The organism is Rhizobium sullae (genome assembly GCF_900169785.1).
Lineage (GTDB): Bacteria > Pseudomonadota > Alphaproteobacteria > Rhizobiales > Rhizobiaceae > Rhizobium > Rhizobium sullae.
The window spans coordinates 1-21,331 of sequence record NZ_FWER01000067.1 but is presented as its reverse complement, the minus strand read 5'-3'; the positions used below and the strand labels follow the sequence as shown (position 1 = coordinate 21,331).

Annotated in this window: 26 protein-coding genes; 13 read left to right on the top strand and 13 right to left on the bottom strand. The window is 61.9% G+C overall.

The window, feature by feature from the left end; all coding sequences use genetic code 11:
• Positions 1-5 precede the first annotated feature (5 nt).
• The 13 genes from BN1800_RS34665 to BN1800_RS34605 form a co-directional block, all read right to left on the bottom strand.
• Positions 6-3,131 carry a LysM peptidoglycan-binding domain-containing protein gene (locus tag BN1800_RS34665; RefSeq protein WP_087004696.1) on the bottom strand — a complete coding sequence of 1,042 codons (3,126 nt, stop codon included), beginning with the start codon at positions 3,129-3,131 and terminating at the stop codon, positions 6-8.
• A 196-nt stretch (positions 3,132-3,327) separates the two neighbouring features.
• Positions 3,328-4,149 (bottom strand): type III secretion system export apparatus subunit SctT, encoded by an 822-nt coding sequence (gene sctT, locus BN1800_RS34660; RefSeq protein ID WP_087004693.1) that lies wholly within the window; start codon positions 4,147-4,149, stop codon positions 3,328-3,330.
• Positions 4,150-4,157: 8 nt separating this feature from the next.
• Entirely contained in the window at positions 4,158-4,427 is a 270-nt protein-coding gene (locus BN1800_RS34655; RefSeq protein ID WP_087004690.1) for an EscS/YscS/HrcS family type III secretion system export apparatus protein, read from the bottom strand.
• A gap of 5 nt (positions 4,428-4,432) precedes the next feature.
• Entirely contained in the window at positions 4,433-5,086 is a 654-nt protein-coding gene (gene sctR / locus BN1800_RS34650) for a type III secretion system export apparatus subunit SctR (protein WP_087004687.1), read from the bottom strand.
• Positions 5,079-6,134, bottom strand: a complete 1,056-nt coding sequence (locus tag BN1800_RS34645; RefSeq protein ID WP_087004684.1) for a FliM/FliN family flagellar motor switch protein — start codon at positions 6,132-6,134, stop codon at positions 5,079-5,081. Before BN1800_RS34645 ends, sctR begins: the two co-directional genes overlap by 8 nt.
• 4 nt (positions 6,135-6,138) lie before the next feature.
• Positions 6,139-6,627 carry a type III secretion system stalk subunit SctO gene (locus BN1800_RS34640; protein ID WP_087004681.1) on the bottom strand — a complete coding sequence of 163 codons (489 nt, stop codon included), beginning with the start codon at positions 6,625-6,627 and terminating at the stop codon, positions 6,139-6,141.
• Positions 6,624-7,970, bottom strand: coding sequence for a FliI/YscN family ATPase (locus BN1800_RS34635; RefSeq protein WP_087004678.1), 1,347 nt, complete (start codon positions 7,968-7,970; stop codon positions 6,624-6,626). Before BN1800_RS34635 ends, BN1800_RS34640 begins: the two co-directional genes overlap by 4 nt.
• Positions 7,967-8,572 carry a FliH/SctL family protein gene (locus BN1800_RS34630; RefSeq protein WP_087004675.1) on the bottom strand — a complete coding sequence of 202 codons (606 nt, stop codon included), beginning with the start codon at positions 8,570-8,572 and terminating at the stop codon, positions 7,967-7,969. Before BN1800_RS34630 ends, BN1800_RS34635 begins: the two co-directional genes overlap by 4 nt.
• On the bottom strand, positions 8,569-9,258 hold the full coding sequence (locus tag BN1800_RS34625; RefSeq protein WP_087004672.1) for a type III secretion protein: 690 nt from the start codon (positions 9,256-9,258) through the stop codon (positions 8,569-8,571). Before BN1800_RS34625 ends, BN1800_RS34630 begins: the two co-directional genes overlap by 4 nt.
• Positions 9,255-10,055 (bottom strand): type III secretion system inner membrane ring lipoprotein SctJ, encoded by an 801-nt coding sequence (sctJ, locus tag BN1800_RS34620; protein WP_087004670.1) that lies wholly within the window; start codon positions 10,053-10,055, stop codon positions 9,255-9,257. The genes BN1800_RS34625 and sctJ overlap by 4 nt, the downstream gene beginning before the upstream one ends.
• A complete protein-coding gene (locus BN1800_RS34615) occupies positions 10,052-10,483 on the bottom strand; it encodes a hypothetical protein (RefSeq protein ID WP_087004667.1) in 432 nt (143 codons plus the stop codon). The genes sctJ and BN1800_RS34615 overlap by 4 nt, the downstream gene beginning before the upstream one ends.
• 30 nt (positions 10,484-10,513) lie before the next feature.
• Positions 10,514-10,699, bottom strand: coding sequence for a hypothetical protein (locus tag BN1800_RS34610; protein WP_087004664.1), 186 nt, complete (start codon positions 10,697-10,699; stop codon positions 10,514-10,516).
• Complete coding sequence (locus BN1800_RS34605; RefSeq protein ID WP_244564761.1) at positions 10,696-11,352, bottom strand: type III secretion protein; 657 nt, start codon at positions 11,350-11,352, stop codon at positions 10,696-10,698. The genes BN1800_RS34610 and BN1800_RS34605 overlap by 4 nt, the downstream gene beginning before the upstream one ends.
• A 369-nt stretch (positions 11,353-11,721) precedes the next feature.
• Between BN1800_RS34605 and BN1800_RS41760 the strand changes: the two genes are divergently transcribed.
• The 13 genes from BN1800_RS41760 to BN1800_RS34545 all read left to right on the top strand — a co-directional run.
• On the top strand, positions 11,722-11,883 hold the full coding sequence (locus BN1800_RS41760; protein ID WP_165614753.1) for a hypothetical protein: 162 nt from the start codon (positions 11,722-11,724) through the stop codon (positions 11,881-11,883).
• 124 nt (positions 11,884-12,007) lie between these two features.
• Complete coding sequence (locus BN1800_RS34600) at positions 12,008-12,913, top strand: SctD/MshK family protein (protein ID WP_087004661.1); 906 nt, start codon at positions 12,008-12,010, stop codon at positions 12,911-12,913.
• Between the two features lie 24 nt (positions 12,914-12,937).
• Complete coding sequence (locus BN1800_RS34595) at positions 12,938-13,312, top strand: hypothetical protein (protein ID WP_087004658.1); 375 nt, start codon at positions 12,938-12,940, stop codon at positions 13,310-13,312.
• The gene (locus BN1800_RS34590) at positions 13,309-13,644 is read left to right on the top strand and encodes a type III secretion protein (protein ID WP_087004655.1); all 336 of its coding nucleotides are present in this window, start codon (positions 13,309-13,311) and stop codon (positions 13,642-13,644) included. Before BN1800_RS34595 ends, BN1800_RS34590 begins: the two co-directional genes overlap by 4 nt.
• Positions 13,641-15,788: a type III secretion system export apparatus subunit SctV gene (gene sctV / locus BN1800_RS34585; RefSeq protein ID WP_087004651.1), complete on the top strand. Its 2,148-nt coding sequence runs from the start codon at positions 13,641-13,643 to the stop codon at positions 15,786-15,788. Before BN1800_RS34590 ends, sctV begins: the two co-directional genes overlap by 4 nt.
• 75 nt (positions 15,789-15,863) lie before the next feature.
• Positions 15,864-17,210 (top strand): type II and III secretion system protein family protein, encoded by a 1,347-nt coding sequence (locus BN1800_RS34580; protein WP_087004648.1) that lies wholly within the window; start codon positions 15,864-15,866, stop codon positions 17,208-17,210.
• Entirely contained in the window at positions 17,200-17,646 is a 447-nt protein-coding gene (locus BN1800_RS34575) for a hypothetical protein (RefSeq protein ID WP_087004645.1), read from the top strand. Before BN1800_RS34580 ends, BN1800_RS34575 begins: the two co-directional genes overlap by 11 nt.
• On the top strand, positions 17,643-18,485 hold the full coding sequence (locus BN1800_RS34570; RefSeq protein ID WP_087004642.1) for a tetratricopeptide repeat protein: 843 nt from the start codon (positions 17,643-17,645) through the stop codon (positions 18,483-18,485). The genes BN1800_RS34575 and BN1800_RS34570 overlap by 4 nt, the downstream gene beginning before the upstream one ends.
• Positions 18,482-19,516, top strand: a complete 1,035-nt coding sequence (locus BN1800_RS34565; protein ID WP_087004638.1) for an EscU/YscU/HrcU family type III secretion system export apparatus switch protein — start codon at positions 18,482-18,484, stop codon at positions 19,514-19,516. Before BN1800_RS34570 ends, BN1800_RS34565 begins: the two co-directional genes overlap by 4 nt.
• A gap of 27 nt (positions 19,517-19,543) precedes the next feature.
• Complete coding sequence (locus BN1800_RS34560; RefSeq protein ID WP_087004635.1) at positions 19,544-20,212, top strand: L,D-transpeptidase; 669 nt, start codon at positions 19,544-19,546, stop codon at positions 20,210-20,212.
• A 219-nt stretch (positions 20,213-20,431) separates the two neighbouring features.
• Entirely contained in the window at positions 20,432-20,644 is a 213-nt protein-coding gene (locus BN1800_RS43075) for a hypothetical protein (protein WP_244564760.1), read from the top strand.
• On the top strand, positions 20,638-20,787 hold the full coding sequence (locus BN1800_RS43070) for a hypothetical protein (protein ID WP_244564759.1): 150 nt from the start codon (positions 20,638-20,640) through the stop codon (positions 20,785-20,787). Before BN1800_RS43075 ends, BN1800_RS43070 begins: the two co-directional genes overlap by 7 nt.
• 218 nt (positions 20,788-21,005) lie before the next feature.
• The coding region (locus tag BN1800_RS34545; protein WP_280173986.1) for a methyltransferase family protein at positions 21,006-21,331 on the top strand (326 nt) is incomplete at its 3' end.

The following is a 21,331-nucleotide window of genomic DNA, read 5'->3' as shown; positions in this document are numbered from 1 at the left end:
GCGCATCAGGCCACGGGAATTCCAATTCCCAATTCGACGAGGACCACGTCGATCTGCTTTGCCGAGGAAGGAGCGGCATCGCCGTTTCTGATCTTGTCGGCCAGGCTCGGTATATAGACCTGCCCGCTGATATAGCGCTCATTCAATCGCTGCGCGTCCGTGTAGCTTCCGTCTGAGCCGGTGGTCGCCGGCAATTTCGCCGGATCGCCGCCGAACTCGTCGAGCGTATGGTGCAGATTGTCGCGCAACTTCTCCAGCCCTTCCTTCGGAATGCTGTTCAGCCAGTCGATAAAACGTTGGCGATCGGCCGGCTGATCGAGACGATAGCCCTTCAGTTCCGCGTATCTGGCGAGGATCGGCACCGGGCTGTGGCCGTCGCCGCTCTGGTCGACGAGCGCGCCGGCGGTGGTTTCGTCGAGCTCGGAATGGGCGAGGAAGCGCTTTGAGGTATCCGTCATGTATTTGTTCGAATCGCGCGTATCGGCAACGATCATCTGGGAAATCACCGCGGCGCCGACGATGACGAGACCGGCCGGACCGAACATCGTGCCGGTGCCGAGAGCCGCCATGATGGTTCCGCCGGCTGCTGCGGCCGAAAGGCTGCCCATGAGCGGGTCGCCGGCCTTGAAGTAGTCGAAGGCCACCCACGCATCGAACCCGCCGCTCAGCGCCCCGAGAAACTTGACGGCCGGCCTGCTGCTGCTGCCGAAATGCTTGACGGCGGCGGAGTCGGCGTTGAGACGGTCCATTCCGCCTAAAATCTCCACCGTTCGCTGGCCGAGCCCGACCGCATCGATCACCACTTTCAGATCGTTTCTGAAAGTGGGGTTGTTCTGCGCCACAGTCGCCGAGTTTGCGACGCTCGCTCCCGTGGCCGCAATGCCGATCAGCCGCAGCATCTGGCCAGGGCCGGTCGTGTTCGCAAAAGACCTGACGCCGCTCGAACTCTTGAGGTCGTTCAGGTCGTCGTTGAGGGTGGCCATCTTTGCGCGGGATTGCTCGACCGTCTCGCCCGGCTCGGGCAGGGACTTGGCGACCGCATCGATCGCCCCGTCCATGTCGGCCTTGGGAATGCCGAGCATCTGCGAGAGCTTACCCTGCTTCAGCGCCTCAAGACTGTTCCTGGCTTTGCCAAGCGCCGCCGGATCGCCGGATTGCAGGTCGGTGAAGGCCGGCAGGACCTTGTGACGGATGATCTGGGTCGTTGCCTCCTCGGCGAGCTTCCTGCCCCGGTCGGTCAGGCGAGCTTGAGCGCCCAGCAGGTTCAGCGCGGCCGGACTGTCGAGCAGCGCCGGGTTCTTCTTCATTGCGATTTCGACCGCCATCGCGGTCTTTTCGTCCGACAAGATCTTGCCGATCTCATCGTTGACGGCTTGCTGCTGCGAGGCGAGTTCCGGCGGCAGATTGCCGAGTGCCGTCAATTGCTGCAGCAGTTTTTCGCCGCTTGCTGCGATGTTGTCCTCCAGGCGCTTTTCTGTTTTGGCCCAACCCGGGCCTTTTTCCGTCTTGTAGTCCTCGATCGCCTTGGCGAGTTGCTCGGGTGTCATGGTCCTTCCGTGGTTGGAAACCAACCACTGCAGCTCCTGCATATGCGCCGAATAGGCAAGGACATCCTGGTTGACCCTACTGGCGGCATATTGCTTCACGTTTGGAATGATGTTCCGGACGACGAAATCGGGCGAGGCCGCCGCACTCTTGGCCGCGATGGCAATCGGGTAGTCGAGGCGGGAGCCGTTGCCGATCGCCATCGGTATGGAGTTCGGGTGATAGCCGCCGATCTCGGCAAAGCGCTCGACGATTGCATCGGCGCCCGGACTGCCGCTGATGCGGTCGATGATCGTCATCATGTCCGCCTGGCCGTTCATTCCGATCAAGTCGCCGCCGATCTTTTCCTGCTTCCTGGTGTTCGCCGCCTCGATGGTTGGCATGGCGGAAGAGACCAGCTCGACGGCCAGCCGCGGATCGGCGCCGACGGTCAGCTGCTCGAGATTAGCCATCGTCGTTGCGGCATCGCCCTGATCGCTCATTCCCTTCCCAGGCTGGTAGTCTGCGAGGGGCTTCGATGCCCAGTCCGCGGCTTTGTCGATCAGGGCCTTCGCGTCGTCGGAGCGCGCGAGAACCTGCTGGACCTCCGGCGCGGCCGAGCCGTAGGCTGAAGAGAGTTTGCGGAACGCTTCGTCCGGCCCGCCGGCGGCGTTTGCAGTGTCGATGATTGTGCGTGCCCTGGCTTCGGCGTCGACGCCGGCATGCGTCGAGGGGCGCAGGTTGACATTCAGCGCTTTCGCGGTGTCTTCGATCGCCATCCGGGCGGGTGCCGCATCGGTCCAGTCGCGGTCGTAAAGGCGCTGCAGCGTCTCGGAGCGCTCTTTCTCCGGCAGCTTTTCGACATAAGTCTTGAGGTCCTTGGCGATCTCGCCGGTCTCCGCCTGATAGTCGATTTTCGGGTCGTCGGAATACTGGATCCGGTTGCCGCGATCATAGATCCCGTCCGCCATTACCGATTCCTCGTCCGTCTTCAGGCCGCGTTCCTCGATCGCCGCCTTGACGGCGTTGCCGGCGGGGCCTGCATCCAGCCAGTCGCTGTTGATCAGCCTGAGGGCTGCGGCCTGTCGTTCCGCCTTCGGCAGGTTGTCGAGATAGGCTCCGGCGTCGCGCTGCATGTCCCTGCCTTCGGCGGCATAGTCGATTTTCGAAGGGTCGTCGGCATAGGCGAGCTTGTTGCCGCGGCCATAGAGATCATCGATGAAGGCGGCCTCGCCCTTGGGCACGCCTTTGCCGTCCACGGGACCTTGCGCGACGAGCTCGGGCGAGGCGAGCGGCACGATCACCACGTCATTGGGGTCGATCGCCGCCGTGTCCGCCGTCAGCTTGATGCGGTTGGCGGCCATGAGGTCGTCGAGGCTGACATGGTTCTCCTTGGCGATCTCCGACAGACTGTCGCCCTTCTCGACGACAATCACTTTCTCGGTTCCAGGATCGATCGTCTTCGGCCCACCTTGCTCGGTGCGCTCGCGCACGGCCTGGTTGATCTGCTCGATGAAGAACCGGCGCTGCTCCTCGGAAACGGCGGCGGCGCGACCGCTGCTTGCGTCGTAGCGGCTCTTGCCGTCGATATCGATGCGAAAGGACATGGGGCGTGATCTCCTTGGCTTTATGCGGCACGCGAGGGATGCACATCCAGCGGAAAGCGCCGGAAGCGAACTTCGTCTCTGAAATCAAGACACTGGTCGTTGCGCGCGAGCGCGCGAGCGCGCGAGGCCACTATGGCGGGCCTGCTTAATGGTTTGATGACAAGGGCCGGATTTCTTGCGCCGCGGGCGGAGACCTTTATTGAGGCGCCGTTCCAAGGAGGCTGCGCAGCATCGCTGGAGCCTCTTTCAGGATGGCGAGCTCTGCAACCATGTATTGCAGGAGATAGTTGAGGTAGAGGACGATCAGCACAGCGAAGATCAGGTTCTTGACCGCCAGGGAAAGATCAAACACGTGCAATTGCGGCGACATGCGCGACAAGTAGGCGAGCATGAGGTCCGCGATCAGTAGGGCGAGCACGATCGGTGCGATCAAAAGAACGCCGGTCTGCATGATCCGGTCGAGGATTGCGAGCACGGCCATGGCCGCTCCGGAGCCCAGCGTCGGCGAGAAGTTGGTCACGGGCCATATTTCGTAGCTTCTGTAGAAGGTGTCGGCGAGCAGGGAAAAGCCGCCGGACTTGAAGAACAGGGCGACTAGAGCCAGGACGAAAAAGGTTCCGGCGATGCTGGTTTCCGTCGCCTGCAGCGGATCGACGAGCTGCGCCGATGTCGAGCCTCGCTGCAGGTCGACGAGATCGCCAGCGACCTCGGCGGCCCAGAAGGGGATGCCGAGCACGACGCCCAGGATGACACCGATGATGATTTCCTTCAGGATAAGACCGGTCACCATCAAGGTCGAGAGGCCCTGCCCTTCCGCGAGCGTTGCCGTGAAGCTTGGTATCAGCGGCAGGGCTATGGCGATCGCCACGCCCGACCGGATCAGCCCTGTAAGGCCGAGCCGCACGAAGGCAGGGGTGACGACGATCATGCCGAGCGCGCGCGCCATCGCAATGGCTGTGCCCGCAAGTATCGGATAGATGGTATCGAACAGCGCTGATGTGGCGGTGAGAAAATCCACGCGCCCACCTACCGCGTCAAGGCCGGAAAGATGTCGAGCGTGTTGCTGGCGAAATTGGCGACCTGGACGGCAAGCACCGGACCGAGAATCACGAGTAGCAGCATGACGGCGACGAGCTTGACGGCTTGCGGCAGCGTCTGGTCCTGGATCTGGGTCAGCGCCTGGATGAGGCCGACACTGACGCCGATGACGATCGCGATTGCGAGCGCCGGGGCCGAGGCGATCAGCACGGTCAACATGGCTTTTTGCATTTGGGCGAGGAAGGCGGTTTGATCCATCGGCGCTATCCGTAACTCAGGATCAGGCCGTGCATCAGCCGCGACCAGCCGTTGACCGCGACGAAGAGGAATATCTTCAACGGAATGGAAATAAGGGTAGGGGAGACCATCATCATCCCCATCGCCATCAGCACGGTTGAAACGATGAGGTCGATGACGAGAAACGGCAGATAGAGCAGAAAGCCGATCTCGAAGGCGCGCGTCAGCTCCGAACTGACGAAGGCCGGGACGAGGATCAGAAGGCTGTCGGTCTTCACCGAGGCTCTGGCTTCCTCCGACCAGATGCGCTCGGTCGCCTGCATGAAGAACTGACGTTCGTTCTCATCCGTGTAGCGTTCAAGATGCGATTGCAGCGGTGCGCGCAGGGACTCCGCCGCCCGCATTATGCTGTCCGTCGATTGCACGTCGACCCGCTCGCTTGACAATGTGCGGTACATCTCTCCGACCAGCGGCGTCGTGACATAGACCGTGAGGATCAGCGCAACGCCGTAGAGCACGAGATTGGGCGGCGATTGTTGGATACCGAGCGCATTGCGAATGAGGAAAAGAACGATCGAGATTTTCAGGAACCCGGTCATCGTCACCACCGCGAGCGGAATGAGCCCGATCGTCGAGACGATGATAATGATCGGGATGAGATTGGTCGTCGTCTCACTCATCTGTCGAAAGCCGCACCACGCGCACGCCAAGGCCTTCGCCGATCCTGATCAGTTCGCCCTTTCCGACGAGCCGCCCGTTCGCCATGATGTTGACGGGGGTAGAAAGGCTCGGGCTTGTGTGAAGAACCGTCCCTTCGCCCATCCTGGCGATTTCCTTCAGCGGGAACTCGGCGCGGCCGATCTCGAATACCAGCTGGACTGGAAGGTCTGCCAGCGTTTCGAGCTGGTCGGACGGAGGCGTATCCTTTTTTGACATGGCGGAATGTTCCCAACTTGCTCTTAGATCTCGCCACGTAGACGTAAATACGAGGCCGGAATCGCCCCGGCGCAGCGAGGCGATCAGGTGGTTGCCGATAAGGGCGAAGGGTTCTTCGCCATTGGACTGCTCGCACATGACGATATCGCCGACGCCAAGACTTTCGTATTCGCCGGTGGTCAGGTGCTGGATGCCGGCGCATAGCTGGATGGGCTGGACCAGGTTTGCCGTCAATGCGCCCAGGCCGCTCGCACGCCCACCAAGGGCCTTGCCGATCTTGAGCGCCGCCGCAGCACTCAAGTGCAGTTCCGCATGGTGGGGCAAGCTGCCGCAATCGATCGTCCAGCAAAGCTTGATGGGACATTCGCCCGCAGCATCCGGCGGGCCGGTCCGGACCGGTTCCCCGATACGGTCTTCCAGTTCTGCAAGATGGGAGGCGAGAGCCTCTTCGATGAGGATGTTGCGCTGCAGAGGGGAAAGGGCCGCTATTCTTCCGCGAACCCCAAGGCCCGGCGCAAGCTCGTCGAGCGCGGCTGCAGGAATCATGAAGCGGCCGGCCGACGCGCCGATGAAGAACGCAAGCTCGACCGGTTCCGTCAGCGATCGCGTGCTGTCCTCGGGCCGAATGACGATGGTTGCCGTCGCCAGCGAGAGCCGAAAAGCCATGCGGATCCTTGCCAGCATGTTGAGTGCGTCGACATGGGCGGCCGCGACCTCTGGCAGGCAGGACGGGTCCTCGGCAAGGGTACGAACTTCCTGGGCGCCGGCGCGCGTCTGCGTTGAGATGCTCATCCTGTCACCTTCCCCGCTTCTTGCTCTTCGGGTGGGTGATGTCCTCGTCCTCCATCTCGCTGACGACGTCGGCACGCCTTGCTTCCTCGCGCCGGCTTTCCTCGGCAAGGAATAGGAGGCGATCATGCAGTTTCTGTTTGCGCCGGTACTCGGCCGCAAGCTCCTGCTTTTGCTTTGCCTCCTGCCTTTCGCGCATCTCGGCGGCGTGAACCTGCTCCTCGAGCTGGCGGGCGCGGTGGTCCATGGCGGAGAGCGCGCCGCGGTAACTTTGGAGGTCGCGGTGACCGGCGGTGCCTTGAGCGAGATGGGCGTAGAGAACGTCTTCTTCCCGTCTGCGCTCATCCTCATGGGAAAGGCTTTCGTCCCTTGCCGCCTCAGCGCCCCGGGCGGCCTGCTGGTGGCGGCCTAGCTGACGCTGCGCCTTTTCTTGCGCCCGCCGCATTCTAAGCGCCCGCAACTCGACGAGTTGTCGCAAATCGACCTTCCGGGTCACGATGCGATCCTTTTCAACTGCTCCTGGGTTTCTTCCAGGGAAGAAAAATCGCCGCTCTCCTGCTGCAGAAAGGCTTCGATGGCGCCGTGCTTTTCGATTGCTTCATCCGACAACGGATCGACGCCGTGCTCGTATTCGCCGACCCGGAGCAGGAGTTCGATCTGCTCGTAACGGGCAAGCAGCGTGCGGATATGGGCGGCGTGATCGCGGTGCGCCTTGCCTGCGACGCTTTCCATCAGGCGGCTGCGGCTCTTCAGGATGTCGATGGCTGGGAAGAAGTTGCGCTCGGCCAGGCTGGAGCCCAGCATGATGTGACCATCGAGAATGGCTTTTGTCTCTTCGGCAACCGGATCGAGCGTGCCGTCACCCTCGGTCAGCACGGTATAGAGGGCTGTGATCGAGCCGCCCTGTCCGGGGCCGGCGCGCTCCAACAGGCGCGGCAGCGCGGCAAAGAGCGAGGGCGGATAACCTCGCCGCGTCGGCGGTTCGCCCGCCGCCAGGCCAATTTCCCGTTGCGCCCGGGCGAAACGGGTGACGCTGTCCATCAGCAGAAGGACGTCTTGACCCTGGTCGCGAAAATATTCGGCGATGGCCGTCGCACCGTAGGCCGCTTTCACCCGCTCGATTGCCGGACGATCGGATGTTGCGACCACGACCACCGAGCGCTTGCGGCCCTCTTCGCCGAGCTGTCTCTCGATGAACTCCCGCACTTCGCGCCCGCGCTCGCCGATCAGCCCGATGACGACGACATCCGCCTTCGTACCGCGGACGATGGTGGAAAGGAGCGAGGACTTGCCGACGCCAGGCTCGCCGAAAACGCCGACGCGTTGCCCGCGGGCAACCGTCAGCAGCCCGTCGATCGCACGGATCCCAAGTTGCAGCGGCTCGGTGATCAGGTCGCGCTGGAGCGCATTGGGCGGTGGCCGGTGGGTCGGATAGTAGGTGTCGGTGACGACCGGAATGGCACGATCATCGGCAAAGTCGAGGAGCTCTCCCAAGGGATTGAGCACGCGGCCGAGGAGGTCGTCGCAAACCGGGATCTGCAGGGTCTTGCCAGTTGCGATCACCTCCGCGCGCGTGGACATGCCCTGAAGATCGCCGATCGGCGTCAGGATGGCCTCCTCGTCTTCGAAGCCCACCACCTCCGCCGGCACGGTCACACCGGAAACAGGATCCCTGAGGTGGCAAAGTTCGCCGATCCTGACCATCGGCGCGGTCGCATGGACGATGATGCCGGTAATCCTGCGGATCCGGCCGCGAACGGGTCGCGTCTCGCTCGTGAGCGCCCGCTGGCGCAGGCGCTCGATGAGCGCACCCGGATCTGACAGCACATGCTCGTTCATGCGGCAGGTTCCGATCGGCCGGGCTGGACGCCGAGCAAGGCTTCGCGGATTACCGACAATTGTGTATCGAGGCCGGCATCAACGACGGCTACTGCGCTGGCGAGAACGCATTTGTTGCCGTCGAGCCGCGGATCGGCAAGCACGGCGATCTTGAGCGCGCCATTGCCATTGTGGCGCTCAACGAGTTCGGCGACCCGGTCGGCCAATGCGGGGGAGACGGTGATCGTTACCTCGCGCTCATGCTGAAACGATTGCAGCGCCTGCTGCGCCAGATTGGCGACCAGCTCCGCTTGGTCGAAACGGCCGAGCAATTTTTCGGCGATCGCCAGGCCGAGTTCGGCAATCTGCCGGTCGAGGCCGGCCAGATAGGCATTGACGTCGGCGGTGGTCTTCATGAGCAGGGCCGCTGCCTGCCGTTCTCCCTCCAGCCTGCCGGCCTCGTAGCCCTTTCTTCTGCTCGTCTCGACGACGTCGCGAACGTGCGCAAGCTGTTGATCTGCCTTGACCTTCGCCGCCTCCAGGAATGCGTAGCCTTCAAGCCAATGATCGCCTTCGGCCTGCTTGAGGATCTTCTTGGCCGGGCTTGTGGGGATCTCGTTCATCGCCCCTCCTTGACGGTGGCGCCGGTGTGATCGTCCCGTGCAGTTTCGTGCCGCAACAGACGCCTGACGATCGCAGCGCCCGTGGTGGCGTCTCCCGGCTCGGTGAACGGAGCATCGTCGCCGCCAGTCTCACCTCTCAGTCGAAGCCATGCCCCCAGGGCAGCGGGCAGCGAGGCCTGCCAGCTCGCCCAGCACCTGCGGCCGTCGACTTCAATCGCCTGCATCAAGGCGTCGAGGCCGCCGGCAATCTCATGACCGGCGGCAAGGTCGCGGTTATCGACGGCCACCCGGAAAGCGCGGTCTCCGACGCGCTCTTTGATCAAGGCGACTTCGCGGCTGCGGATTTCGCCGGCAAGCGCATGGGCCCAGAACACGGCCCCGGCCAGGTAGCTATGTTGCGCGACAGCTTCCGGCGGCAACGCCAGGAGTTTTAGATCGTCCGGTTCGGGGCAAGGGCAAAAGCCGGCATCCGGAAGGTCGAATTTGTCCATCAGCAGCCGCATAAGCGGGCGCTGGACCCGATCGGATTGCTGCAGCCTGACGGCGGCCTCGATCGATATCGCCTCGTCATAGGCTTGAACGATATGGCGGTGATGGACAAGGCGCGCCGGGGCGGTGCGGAAGGCCGCCCAGACATTCTCCAATTCGGCGGCTGCCGCACCGTTTGCCGATGAGCGATCCGTCACTTTGCCGGACCGTAGGGCTGCAGCGGATAGACTTTCCGCCGGCTGCTTTGCTTGCGCCATGCCAGATATCCGAGGCCGGCGATCGCGGCAAACAGGGCACCGGCAAGACAGCCGAAGATAAGCTTGGCCCTGGCCACACTCGCCGGCAGCATCCAGATCCCCAGGAACGATGTGAGTTCCGCACCGGTGACGGGCTCGCTCGCCCGCTCGCTCGCGACGGGCACGACCGAGACTTTTTCGTAGGTGAGGCCGGATATGCTGTTGGCGACCAGCGTCTTGATCCGCGGGATCAGCGGATTGACGTCGAGATCTTTTTCGTGGCGGATGAAGACAGAGGCGGAGGCCGGTATGGCATTGCGCTGCAGCGGGTCGTTGTCCGGGAGCACGACGTGGACGCGCGCCGAGAGCACCCCGTCGATCTCGGAAACAGTCCGGGAAAGCTCCTCACTCAACGCGTAGATCATCTGTGCGCGTTCCTGCACGGGGGAGGCGACGAGGCCTTCCTGCTTGAACACGGTGCCGAGCGTCGCGAATTTCGCCTTGGGCAGCCCGGCCATGTTGAGCGCGGTGACGGCTTGCGAGAACTGATCCTCGTCGACCGTCACTGTCAGCTTGCCGTCCTTCTGCACTACCCGGCTCGCCGCTATGCCTTTCGAGAGCAAGGTTGCGACCATCTCGTTCGCCTCGCGTTCGTCAAGGTTGGTGTAGAGATCGACGCTGCAAGCCTGCAGCGTCAGGACGATAAGCGCGAGCAGCAGTCCGCGCGCAATCGATGAGGAGCGCCAGGAGATATTCATTGACCTTTGACGAGGGTCATCGTTGCGCTTGTGAATTGCGTCGGGCCGCGAACGACCATCTGCGTTTCGATCGCATGATCGAAGATCCTCCCCAGCGCCTCGACCAGCCGTCCCGCTTCGCTGTCCGGTGTCCGCGTCACGCTTGTTTGAGCGCCGGCCGCATCCGGCGCAAACGACTGCGATGCCGGAGATTGGTCCAACGGGGCGAAAAGCTCGGTGTTGCTTGCGAATTTTCCGGCGCGCTCGACGAAACCTTTCAGGTTGTCGACGATCGTCCGGCCAAGATCGGCCGGGCTTGCGCCGTGCGGCAGGGTTTGAGCGTTCAGCGCCGAATGCTCGAACAGGCCTTGCGACGCGGTCGAGGCCGGATCCTGCGGCGCAGGGGACATTGCAAGCGTTGCATTCTCAACTGGCGGGACAACCGTCATGGTTGCGTCTCCTGCTGGCAAAAAGGGGGATTATTCCTCGTCGGACATGGCTTCGTTCAGCACTTCCTGGGCGATCTTCATCATTTCCTGCCCGATCAACTGGCTACCGCCGCTTGCAACGGCTTGCTGCAAGGCTTCCTCGAATTGTGCCTGCGAGGGGTCCACATTTTGCGTCTGGGTGGGCGTCTGCGCTGTCGCGGCTACCGATCCGGTCATTTTTGCTCTCCTGCTGAGGTGTCGCTTGTGCTGGAATTGGCAGCCGTCTTGCGGCCTTTGCCGGCCAGATCGTCCGCAACCTCGTTGTGCTGGCCGCCGCGGAAGATCCGCACGCGGGGATCGTCCACCTGGGTCATGGGGGGCGGCTGGACGGATGAAACGACCTGCTTCACCATGGCGATGAAGGCAGGCGGACCTGAGACACGAATAGCCGGGGCGTTGGCGGTCGCGAGAACCGAGAAGCGCTCGTCCATGAGGTCTAACCGCTTGATCTCGTTTATGACCGACTGGCCGTTTGCCCTGCCGATATTGATGATCTGTGTCGCGAACTCGTCACTGGCATTGACGTGCAGAACCGAGCCGTCGAAATACCAGATCAACCCGTTGGCCTGCGTCACCTTGTCGAGGAACCCGCCCGCCGTTTCGGCGCGAACCTCGCCACGTACCTGGCCACGGATGCGATCCGACAGGATCACCGGAATCGAAAGGTTGCGCCCGAACTCCTTCAGTGCGTCACGAACATCCTGGCTGATTAAAACGTAGCTGTATTTGCTGCTGTACCAGCGCGGCATAGCTGCAAGGGCCGGATATGTGGATGCCAATATAGCCGTAGCTAACATAAAGAGCTTCCCCGCAACCATGACGTTCTTCATGTCAAACGTTCCGATTGTTCGCGTCGAGCGGCCCAAAAGCTATTACAGCAGCCGGGAATGCGCAACTCGCAGTTGGACAAAATTCAAAGCAATGTTACTTGCTAAACAAGCGAAAACTGAAACACCCTGAAAAATAACTGTGTTTCTTCAATGCGTAACAGTTCCATGACATTGAAACGTCCGCTTCAATCGTTTGAAATCACGACATATTACGCATTGAAAGATTATGTGATGCGCTTGGAAATTGTCAATTCCGAGCTTCAACTTTAACCATTGCTGTGCCCTATGCAGGGCGGTCGACTCGATGAGAACTGTACACCGGCGCTGGAGCCTTGCTCCCGGCCGGACTGAATTATCAAGGAGAAGACAATGGCAGTTTCCGGTGTAAGCGGTACGCAAACCTCGGACAATTCAATCAAGACGATGACGGAAGCCTTCGACAAGGCGATCGAGAAGTCTGCCGAGATTACCAAAGTCACGACCGAAAAGAAGGTCGCCCTCGACGCCGCGAAGCAGCGTCCGAACGGCTAAGCACAAGCCGAGGGGCGACTTGCGTCGCCCCTCTCATCTCCATTGCAAAGACTTGGCTTGGACGGCGCCGTGCTTTCAGCGTGGCGTCGGTATCTTTGGTATACGGCGAGCGAGGTGAGAGTTCATGGCATCCAATCTGGTCTTGATGAATGCTGCTGCCGATTTGACACTCGATGTCCTCAACGGCGTACACAGTGGCGTCTCCGTGCCTTTGGAAAACGGCTCCTACTTGATCGGTTCAGCCCCGGACTGCGATCTCATGCTCAGTGACCGCGACGTGAGCGCGCATCATATGCGTCTGCAGTTTGCGGGTTCCGAGGTGATGATCGAGGCAACCGGCGCCGACGTGATGGTGCAGGATACAAGCGTGCCCGTTGGCCACGGCCTTCACGTCAAAACCCCCGTGACGATTTCGCTTGGCAGCGCGCGCCTTCGCCTTTGCCGGCCGGCGCAGGCAGCGCCGAGAAAAACGGACAAGTCGAAGCGCACAACCTGGATGATCGGGGGCGTGGCGGCTTTCTCGCTTCTCACGATTGCTGCTGTCCAGGCAGGGATTGCAGACGTCGGCGACGGGCTGCCGATGGCAAGCTTTGACGAAACGACGGTAACGGCCGGAACCGTGAGCGCCTCCATGCCCTCGGCCGATCAGGTGTCTTCGGCGCTTGCGGCAAAGCTCGCCGCGGCGGGCTTGAGCGATCTTCAGGTAAAAGCGGACGGGACGCGGTTTGCCGTTTCCGGTGCGCTCGACGAGGAGGGGCGCAAGTCGTGGAGCGATGTCCAGACTTGGTTCGACCGGTCCTATGGCACCAACTACGTCTTGACGAGCATGGTCGGCGAGGCCGTGGCCAAAACGTCGCCAAAATTTAATCTCCAGGCCATTTGGTTTGGCGAAACGCCTTATGCGATCGGCTCCGACGGGACCCGCCTCTACAAGGGTGCCGCGCTCGATGACGGCTGGTACATAAAGGACATTCGCGACGGCAGCCTGAAGGTGGCGCGGCAAGGCGAAGAATTCGTCCTTCGCTTCTGACTGCGCGATGAGAGGAACAGAAGAATGAGTTTGGAGGTCCGCCGACACGACAATCGCCGCGCCCAGTCAAGCGCGGTTTCTGTGCGCCCGGATGCGGCCGTGGAAGCGCAGCATCAGGCCTTCGACGCCAGGATTCTGCAATCGGTCCGCCAGGCCAGGCAGAAGGCTGAGGCGCGCGGCGCGCGCGCCAGTGCGGCAGCAGAGCGGGCGAGGCTCTCGAACGCTTCCCTGTTCGACCTGTCGCGGTCCCAGGAGATCCTTGCCTATATCGTCCAGGAAGTGTTGCCCGGCCTCGACCTCGACGAGGATGTCGCCAAGCTTACGGCGTCCATGCTGAAGGACGAAATCGAAAGCCGACGCGATCTTCAGCACCGTCTCATGCAGGCGCAAAGCAGTTGACGCAGCAACGCGCGGACAGCCTCGAATTTCTTCATGCGCTCGGCCTGCTCTACTGTCGCGCCGGACACCATGAGCGCGGCCTCGTCTTCCTGCTTCTCGCAGCACGAATGGCACCGGAAAACGTCTCGATATTGCATTCGCTGGCCGATGCATTCGTCGAGACGGACGCTGGAACGCGTGCGATCGCCTCTATCGATCGCATCGGAGAAATCTCAAAGGAAGCCGATCCGGATCTTGCCCGCCTGAGGAGTAGGGCGCATTGGCTGCGTGGGCAGGAAGACCAGGCTCGCGACGCCTTCAAGGCCTATCTTCAGGCGAAGGTGGCGAAATGAGCGCAATCGCCGCGGTCAACCAGTTCGCCAGGGCCGCCTCCCGCCGGTCGGATATCGTCGTTGCGGCACTGGTGATGCTTGCGATCACGATGATGATCATTCCGATGCCGACCTTTCTGGTCGACGCGTTGATCGGATTTAACTTCTTCTACAGCCTCCTTATCCTTGTCGGCGCGCTCTATGTGTCGAGCCCCGTCCAGTTCTCGTCCCTGCCATCGATCATTCTGCTCGGAACCCTTTTTCGCCTCGCGCTTTCGATCACGACGACCCGACTGATCCTGACACAGGCGGACGCCGGGCAGATCGTTTCGGCCTTCGGGGACTTCGTTGTCGGCGGCGATGTGCTCGTCGGTCTCATCGTCTTCCTGATCATCACCGTCGCTCAGTTCGTCGTGATCACCAAGGGCGCCGAGCGTGTCGCCGAGGTGGGCGCGCGCTTTGCCCTCGACGCCATGCCGGGCAAGCAGATGAGCATCGACAATGAGGCCCGCAGCGGCGAAATCGACCAGCAGGAAGCGCGTCGAAGGCGCGAAGAGCTCGAGCGCGAGAGCCAGTTCTACGGCGCCATGGACGGTGCCATGAAGTTTGTCAAAGGAGACGCCGTCGCGGGCCTGATCATCATCTCGATCAATCTCATCGGCGGGCTTACGATTGGATCTCTGCGACGCGGCATGACCGTCGGCGACGCTGCCCATACCTATTCGCTGTTGACCGTCGGCGACGGCCTGATCTCACAGATACCTGCGCTAATGATGGCGGTGGCGGCCGGAGCGGTGGTAACGCGCGTGCCGTCCGGTGGGCGCCCGCAGGACTTGAGTTCCGAAATCCTCGGGCAACTCGGTGCGAGCGACCGCGCGCTGGCGCTGGCAGCAGCCATCCTCTTCGCCTTCGGCCTGGTTCCAGGCTTTCCGCTGATTGTCTTCTGGACCCTCGCTGCCGTGGCCGGCCTTCTTGCCCACACCGCGCGCCGGCGGCCTGCCGCCGCCGATGCGGCAGGAATGGCATCGATCCGACGCGAAGCGTCCCAACCGCTCGCTTCCGGCAGCCCCGTCGTCGAGCATATAGCCGGCAGTTTGCCCGGCGGTCCCGGCAACTTCGTCGGGGTCGCGCACAGGATCACTGTATCGCTTGGAGAAGATCTTGCCGGGGCTCTTCCGCCGCCGGTCTTCGCCGAGCGGACAGAGGCGCCCGCGGCAGCGATCCTCGACGACCTCGGTATTCGCGTCCCGGCGATCGGCCTGGTGGCGGATCCACGGCAGGCGCCGGCTGAGTTTCGCATCGATTTCGAGGGCGTTCCGGTCGTCGAAGCCGCGCTCTTGCCTGGCCATGTCATGGTGTGGGACGAAACCGTCGATCTCGACATCATGTTGGTCCCTTATGTGAGGCAATCGGACCTCCTGGGGCTGAAGCTCGTCTGGGTCGAACAATCCCATGCGGCAGCACTTGACGCTGCCGGCGTCGGCTATTGCGAGCCGGCCGATGTCGTGATGACGCTTCTGGAGCGTGTCCTGCGCCGCTATGCGCCGGAGTTCGTCGACGCACAGGAAGTGCGCGCGCTCCTTGGCCGCCTGGAGGAGCCCTACGGCGACCTGATCCGAGAGGTTCTAGAGGCAGTTTCGGTGCAGAAGCTTGCCGACGTCTTGCGCAGGCTGATCGAAGAAGACGTTCCGATCACCAACATGCGCATCATTCTTCAGGCGATTGCCGAGCGCGGCGCGCAAATCCAGGGTGTGCAGGCCTTGACCGACAGCGTGCGGGCAAGCCTCGGCCGGCAGATCTGCTTCCGCCTTGCCGACGACAACAGGATCGTTTCGGCCTACCTGCTGACGCGGCCGTTCGAAGACGAGGTGAGAGCGGCCATCGAAAAGAATATGGGGCCGGCGGGCGCCATTCCGGACCGGCTGGCGGCGCCGATCCTGGAAGAATTGAAGAAGCGGCAGGAGAAAGCGGATCTCCGGTGTCGCATCGCCATCCTGACGTCGATGGACGTCCGGCGGCACATCCGGAACCTTCTGACGCGCTACGACGTCAATGTGGCGGTTCTTTCCTACCAGGAAATCTCCCCTGAGTTCAGCGTCCAGTGCATTGGCTATATCGCGCTCCCGGTCGCCGGAGTGGCGGAGCTCGAAAGCGGCCGCGCATGAATTCTCCGGGGGCACATCATAGAAGACAACATACGCGCGCGGGCGCGCCAGTGAGGGGAACGAATAGGAAATGGAATGCTGAGCCTGCGAAGCCTCCGCACGATTGCGGCAGGAGATTTACTTTCATTCATCCTGGTGGTCACGCTTGCGTTCGGCTTTTTTGCGCCATCGGCGAAGGCGCAGGTGAAGGTCGATGCGAAAAACGGCCAGGTTCTTGAGCTCGCCGTCGGGGAGGGCCAGATCCTGCGCTTCGACGAACCGGTCGAGTCGGTCTTCCTCGCCGATACGGCGATCGCAGATGTGCGCGTCGTCTCGCCGGGCGTGGTCTATATCTATGCGACGAAGATCGGCGACACCGATCTCACTGCGCTCAGCGCCGACCAGAGCACGCGCGGTACAGTGCAGGTTCGCGTCAGCGGCAACCCGCGAGCCGCCAACAAGTCGGCGCGGGCGCTGCAACCCACCACCAGAGTCGATATAAGCCTGTTCGGCGGCCAGTATGTCGGCACTGGCCAGACCCGCAATGTCGGTGAAGCGATGGACATGGAAAATGTCCTGCAGAGCTATTCGACCCCGGACAATCCGGCGCTCAACAATACGACGATCGCCGGCACGAACCAGGTCAATATTCGCGTCCGCTTCGCTGAAGTCGCCCGCAACGAATTGACGCGCTACGGCATCGATTGGAGCGCCTTCGTCAACAGTGGATCGTTCTCCTTCGGCATCATCCGGACCGGCGGCGCCAGCAACGAGGACGACACGGGGATTGCGATCGGCGCAAGGGGCGAGCACGTCAACGTCAACGTGCTGCTCGATGCGCTACAGGCGAATGGCATATTGACGATCCTTGCCGAACCGAACATCACCGCCGTCACCGGCCAGAGCGCCAGCTTTCTCGCAGGCGGCGAGATACCGGTGCCAGTGCCGGTCGGCAACGACCAGATCGGTATTGAATACAAGCAGTTCGGTGTCTCACTCCAGTTTACGCCGACGCTTCTGCCGAACAACCGCATCGCGCTGCAGGTGCGTCCAGAAGTCAGCAGCGTTTCGCAGGACAGCGTCGTTTCGATCGGCGGCCTGGTCGTGCCGTCGCTGCGCATTCGCCGTGCAGACACGACCGTCGAGGTCGGCAGCGGCCAGACGTTTGCGATCGCCGGCCTGTTTCAACGGCAGGAATCGCAGACGCTCAACAAAACACCGGTCGTCGGCGACGTCCCGATCCTTGGCGAACTGTTCAAGTCGAAGCGGTTTCAGCGCAATGAAACGGAACTCGTCATCCTGATTACCCCTTTCCTCGTGTCGCCGACCTCCGAACGAAAGATGAAAACGCCGCTCGATAGTCCTGCAGGCGCCATTACGGCGCCGCGCAAGAAGGCGAAGCCCGCGGTCAACAACAACGGATACGGTTTTTATGTGGAGTGATCGTTTGTCGGGCGATGGTGCGGCAAAGGCCCGCGTGATGCTGGCCGCGGGCATGCTGTTTGCCCTTGCGGGCTGCAACGGTTCCCATCCGCAACCCTACTCTCCCAACTACAGCTATGTTTCGACGCACCGCGCGCCGGAAAAAGGCGGGCTTGTTCGCAAGGGTTACGAGGAGGCGGAAAGCCGGACGCTGGTTCCCGACGCCTGTATCACCCCCGATACCGCCGATCAGCCGCTCTACCTGCCGCCGGGATGCGCCAACAATCTCAATCTGCAGTTCATGGCAGAGGATCAGGGACATCTCATCCGGGGCCGTGAAATGGGTCCTGCCATGGCTGCTCCGGTGGCGCGCGCCGCGAAGAACTACCTCGACGGTTACAGCGAAGAGGGCCGCAGACGCCGCAACACGGCGAACAACAATACAGGTGAAGAATGAGAGCGCGTTCCTTTCTGAAATTCGGCGCGCTAAGGAAGGGTGTTGCCGTACTCCTTGCGCTTCAGGCACTTTCCTCATGCACGACGACGTCAGCCGAGAAGGAGAGGGACAAGCCTTCGAGCGAGCAGGCGAAACTGTTGAACATCGCCCACAGCATCGAGGCTAAGGGGGAAAGCGCAACGGCGCTTGCGCTTTACGAGCGCGCCGCCGCGAACGCTCCTGACGACGTATCGCTGCGCGTTCGGCTTGCGAATGCACGCCTGAGGGCAGGCGATGCCGAAGGGGCGGAAAAAGACTTTCGCGCCGCTCTGCAGGTGAGCCCCCAGGATCCTGGGGCACTGCTCGGGCTCGGCACCGCCCAATTGCGCAAAGGCGAGGCGGCATCGGCTGCGCGAACTCTGGCGCCGGCCGCCGAGGCACTGAACTCCGTCATCGCCTATAACCGGCTCGGAACGGCGCTCGTCTTCAGCGGTAGCGGGGCCGCGGCGGAGGAAGCCTTTTCGAAAGCGCTTTCGCTGCAGCCAGCGAATCTCGACACAACGACGAACCTCGCCCTTGCCGAGGCGCTTGCGAACGACCTGCCGCAGGCGGTAACGCATATGAGCAGCGTGGTTGCGTCGCCGCTCGCCGAAAGGCGGCATTTCGTCAACTATCTGATCGTCCTGACCATGGCCGGGGAGACGGAAAAAGCACGATCCGTCGGCGTGCCCGACATGACGGAGAAGCAGAAGAGCGCGATCCTGGCGAAAGCGGCAAAGTTGCGGTCGATTTCCGATACGGCCAAGCGCGCCCAGGAAATCGGCCTGCTTGCGTCATCCAAGGATGGCGGCATCACATGAGCGAGCCAAGCGAAGAAAAATCGCTTCCGGCTTCCGAAAAGAAGATCCTGGACGCGCGCAAGAAAGGCCAGGTGCTCCACAGCCCCGACATGGTCTCGGGCATCATGATCCTGTTCTCGACGCTCTTTCTCTTCTATGCCGCGCCGCATCTGCAAGTGAAGATCAACATGCTTCTGGACGAGGCGTCGCATATCTACGACCGCCCCTTCGCGGACGTCTGGTATCGGCTGAGCACGATTGCCGCCGGTGCGCTTTGGGCAACGGTGCTGCCGATCCTCGGGATAACGGTCGCAGCGATCCTTGCGACGAACGTCGCGATCACCAAGGGCTTCGTCTTCTCGGCAAAGCCCGTCGAGCCGGATTTCAGCCGCATCAATCCGGCGGCGGGCGTAAAGCGCCTGACCTCACTCAAGAGCGTTGTCGAGTTCGGCAAGGCACTGTTCAAGATTCTGGCGCTTTCCGTGGCGTTTTCAGTTGTTTTCTATGCGGGCCTGAAGGCGCTGTTTCAGGCGCCCGCATGTGGTTTTGCCTGCCTGCACGCGACCTCCCTGTCGATGCTGAAAACCACCGCCTTCATCGCAATCGCGGCCTTTATCGTCATGGGCACCTTCGATGTCTTTCTGCAACGCTGGCTGTTCATGCGCGAAATGCGGATGACCAAGTCGGAGGCGAAACGCGAACACAAGGACACGGAAGGCGATCCGCTGATACGGCGGGAGCGCCGCAAGCTCGCGCACTTGCTTGGCACGAGCAGGACCGGTCTTGCCAATGCAGTGCTGCTGATTGGAGAGCAATCGGCAATAGTCGGGATCCGCTACGTTCGGGGCGAAACGCCTGTGCCGATCATCGTTTGTCGTGCCGCCGGTAAAGCGGTGGCCTCGATGAGAGAGCAGGCCAGAGGTCAAGGGATCCCATTAGTGACTGATGCGGAACTCGCCGCCGAGCTTGGCAAGACGCCGGTGGGAGCGCCTGTTCCGGACCGTGTCTTCCAGCAGGTGGCGAATACTTTGGTGGCAAATGGTTTGATTTGAACGTCGCAACGTCGATGGAGACCTCATATGTCGGAACTGAAAGCACTGACTAGGCGCGGCATGGGCGGGCTGCTTTTCACTGTTCTTTTGTCGACGGCGATCAGCCACGCGGCAGCAGACCCGGTCTCGCCGCCATTGTTGGACAAGAAAAACAACAGGGTCTGGATCGACAGCGGCTATATCGGCTTTCTCATGTCACCGCCGGCTTACCCGCCACGGCGAACCCGGGAAGAGGGGCCTTATCCACATGCCGGGACGTTCGTGCGACGGCACGCGGTGGACTATCAGACCCGGGAAGCGCCCGGTACGATCATCATCGAAACCCGCAATTACGCCCTTTACTACATAGAAGCCGGTGGAAGGGCGCTGCGCTACAGTGTCGGTGTTGGACGTGAAGGCTACGGCTGGCGCGCAACCGAGGTGGTGAGCGCCAAGCGCCCGTGGCCGGATTGGCGTCCGCCTGCGGACATGCGCGCAAGGCGACGGGACCTTCCTGCCTATATGGCAGGAGGCGCCGACAATCCGTTAGGCGCGCGCGCCATCTATCTGGGAGATACGCTTTACCGCATCCACGGCTCGAACGAACCGCAGAGCGTCGGGCAGTCGTCTTCCTCGGGGTGTTTTCGCATGACGAATGAAGATGTAATCCATCTCTATGAGCGGGTAAAAATCGGCGCGAAAGTCATCGTGCTGTAAAGTTACACGACGCGGGATGATCCAACTTATGCTGGAGAAGAAGGACGCGCCGCCGTTATTGTGCTGGCGGCGCAGCGATTCGGATCGAGCAGCGCTGTAATGTCCTCGGCCGTGCCATCCGCGACGTCGGACACCCTAAAGATCCGAGCGTAATTATAGCCTGCGTGGCTCCATTCATCCGGGGGGTAGAAATCCGGATCCGCGCGCAGATAGCGTTCTTTGAGACGTCTGGTCACCACATTCCGGTATGCCGCGCACGGGGTGAACATGCTGGCCCGCCATGCGCAGTTCGCCGAGGGCTCGGTGTCGGTCGAGGCCGGGCTGACGGAGATGCTGGATCGCGTGCGATCCAGCCGCTTCAAGGTGTTCTCGACGCTTGTGCCCTGGTTCGAGGAGTTCCGGCTCTACACCGCAAGGAGGGCCAGATGGTGAAACTGCGCGACGATTTGATGGCAGCGACGCGCTACGGCGTGATGGTGCTGAGGGAAGTGGCGGTCGATCCGGCGGAGTTCAGGCGGCGAGGCGGGCGAAAGGGCAGAGTGACCCGCTGGGAGCTGTCAGGTGAGGGTGGCTGAACGGTCAAATCAAGGCGGGCGGCACATGCGGAACCGGAAGGCGGATCCCCTTCTGGAGCGTGTAAATAATACTCCGGGCCGTGTGACGCTTGATTTTGCCGATAGCCCGTTCGATGCGCCCCGGCTGGTGAATTTCCGCGGATTGGTTTAACATTGAATGATAACGGGACGCATCGGGGTGGCTCCCACGGGTGCATTCGCCCATCGGGGAGGCTCATATGCAAAACGGAATTTCTCCAGACCACATCCTGCAAATTGGCTTTGGGTTCTGGCCAGCCAAGACACTGTTGAGCGCCGTGGAACTGGGGCTCTTCTCGCTGCTTGCGGACGGCCCCAAAACGGGACTCGAACTGCAAAGCGCCATGGGGCTGCATGCGCGCGGAACGTATGATTTTCTCGACACCCTTGTCGCGCTCGGATTGCTGCAGAGGGACGGCGCCGGTGAAACCGGCAAATACGGCAATACGCCTTCAACCGCACTGTTCCTGGACAAGCGGAGCCCCCAATACATCGGTGGAATCCTCGAGATGGCGAACGCACGCCT

Bases quoted from the DNA above. Each gene is read 5' to 3' on its own strand.
- BN1800_RS34665 (WP_087004696.1), bottom strand. From the start codon at position 3,131: ATGTCCTTTCGCATCGATATCGACGGCAAGAGCCGCTACGACGCAAGC.
- BN1800_RS34655 (WP_087004690.1), bottom strand. From the start codon at position 4,427: ATGGATCAAACCGCCTTCCTCGCCCAAATGCAAAAAGCCATGTTGACC.
- sctR (WP_087004687.1), bottom strand. From the start codon at position 5,086: ATGAGTGAGACGACGACCAATCTCATCCCGATCATTATCATCGTCTCG.
- BN1800_RS34645 (WP_087004684.1), bottom strand. From the start codon at position 6,134: ATGAGCATCTCAACGCAGACGCGCGCCGGCGCCCAGGAAGTTCGTACC.
- BN1800_RS34635 (WP_087004678.1), bottom strand. From the start codon at position 7,970: ATGAACGAGCATGTGCTGTCAGATCCGGGTGCGCTCATCGAGCGCCTG.
- BN1800_RS34630 (WP_087004675.1), bottom strand. From the start codon at position 8,572: ATGAACGAGATCCCCACAAGCCCGGCCAAGAAGATCCTCAAGCAGGCC.
- sctJ (WP_087004670.1), bottom strand. From the start codon at position 10,055: ATGAATATCTCCTGGCGCTCCTCATCGATTGCGCGCGGACTGCTGCTC.
- BN1800_RS34615 (WP_087004667.1), bottom strand. From the start codon at position 10,483: ATGACGGTTGTCCCGCCAGTTGAGAATGCAACGCTTGCAATGTCCCCT.
- BN1800_RS34610 (WP_087004664.1), bottom strand. From the start codon at position 10,699: ATGACCGGATCGGTAGCCGCGACAGCGCAGACGCCCACCCAGACGCAA.
- BN1800_RS34605 (WP_244564761.1), bottom strand. From the start codon at position 11,352: ATGAAGAACGTCATGGTTGCGGGGAAGCTCTTTATGTTAGCTACGGCT.
- BN1800_RS41760 (WP_165614753.1), top strand. From the start codon at position 11,722: ATGGCAGTTTCCGGTGTAAGCGGTACGCAAACCTCGGACAATTCAATC.
- BN1800_RS34600 (WP_087004661.1), top strand. From the start codon at position 12,008: ATGGCATCCAATCTGGTCTTGATGAATGCTGCTGCCGATTTGACACTC.
- BN1800_RS34595 (WP_087004658.1), top strand. From the start codon at position 12,938: ATGAGTTTGGAGGTCCGCCGACACGACAATCGCCGCGCCCAGTCAAGC.
- sctV (WP_087004651.1), top strand. From the start codon at position 13,641: ATGAGCGCAATCGCCGCGGTCAACCAGTTCGCCAGGGCCGCCTCCCGC.
- BN1800_RS34580 (WP_087004648.1), top strand. From the start codon at position 15,864: ATGCTGAGCCTGCGAAGCCTCCGCACGATTGCGGCAGGAGATTTACTT.
- BN1800_RS34575 (WP_087004645.1), top strand. From the start codon at position 17,200: ATGTGGAGTGATCGTTTGTCGGGCGATGGTGCGGCAAAGGCCCGCGTG.
- BN1800_RS34570 (WP_087004642.1), top strand. From the start codon at position 17,643: ATGAGAGCGCGTTCCTTTCTGAAATTCGGCGCGCTAAGGAAGGGTGTT.
- BN1800_RS34565 (WP_087004638.1), top strand. From the start codon at position 18,482: ATGAGCGAGCCAAGCGAAGAAAAATCGCTTCCGGCTTCCGAAAAGAAG.
- BN1800_RS34560 (WP_087004635.1), top strand. From the start codon at position 19,544: ATGTCGGAACTGAAAGCACTGACTAGGCGCGGCATGGGCGGGCTGCTT.
- BN1800_RS43070 (WP_244564759.1), top strand. From the start codon at position 20,638: ATGGTGAAACTGCGCGACGATTTGATGGCAGCGACGCGCTACGGCGTG.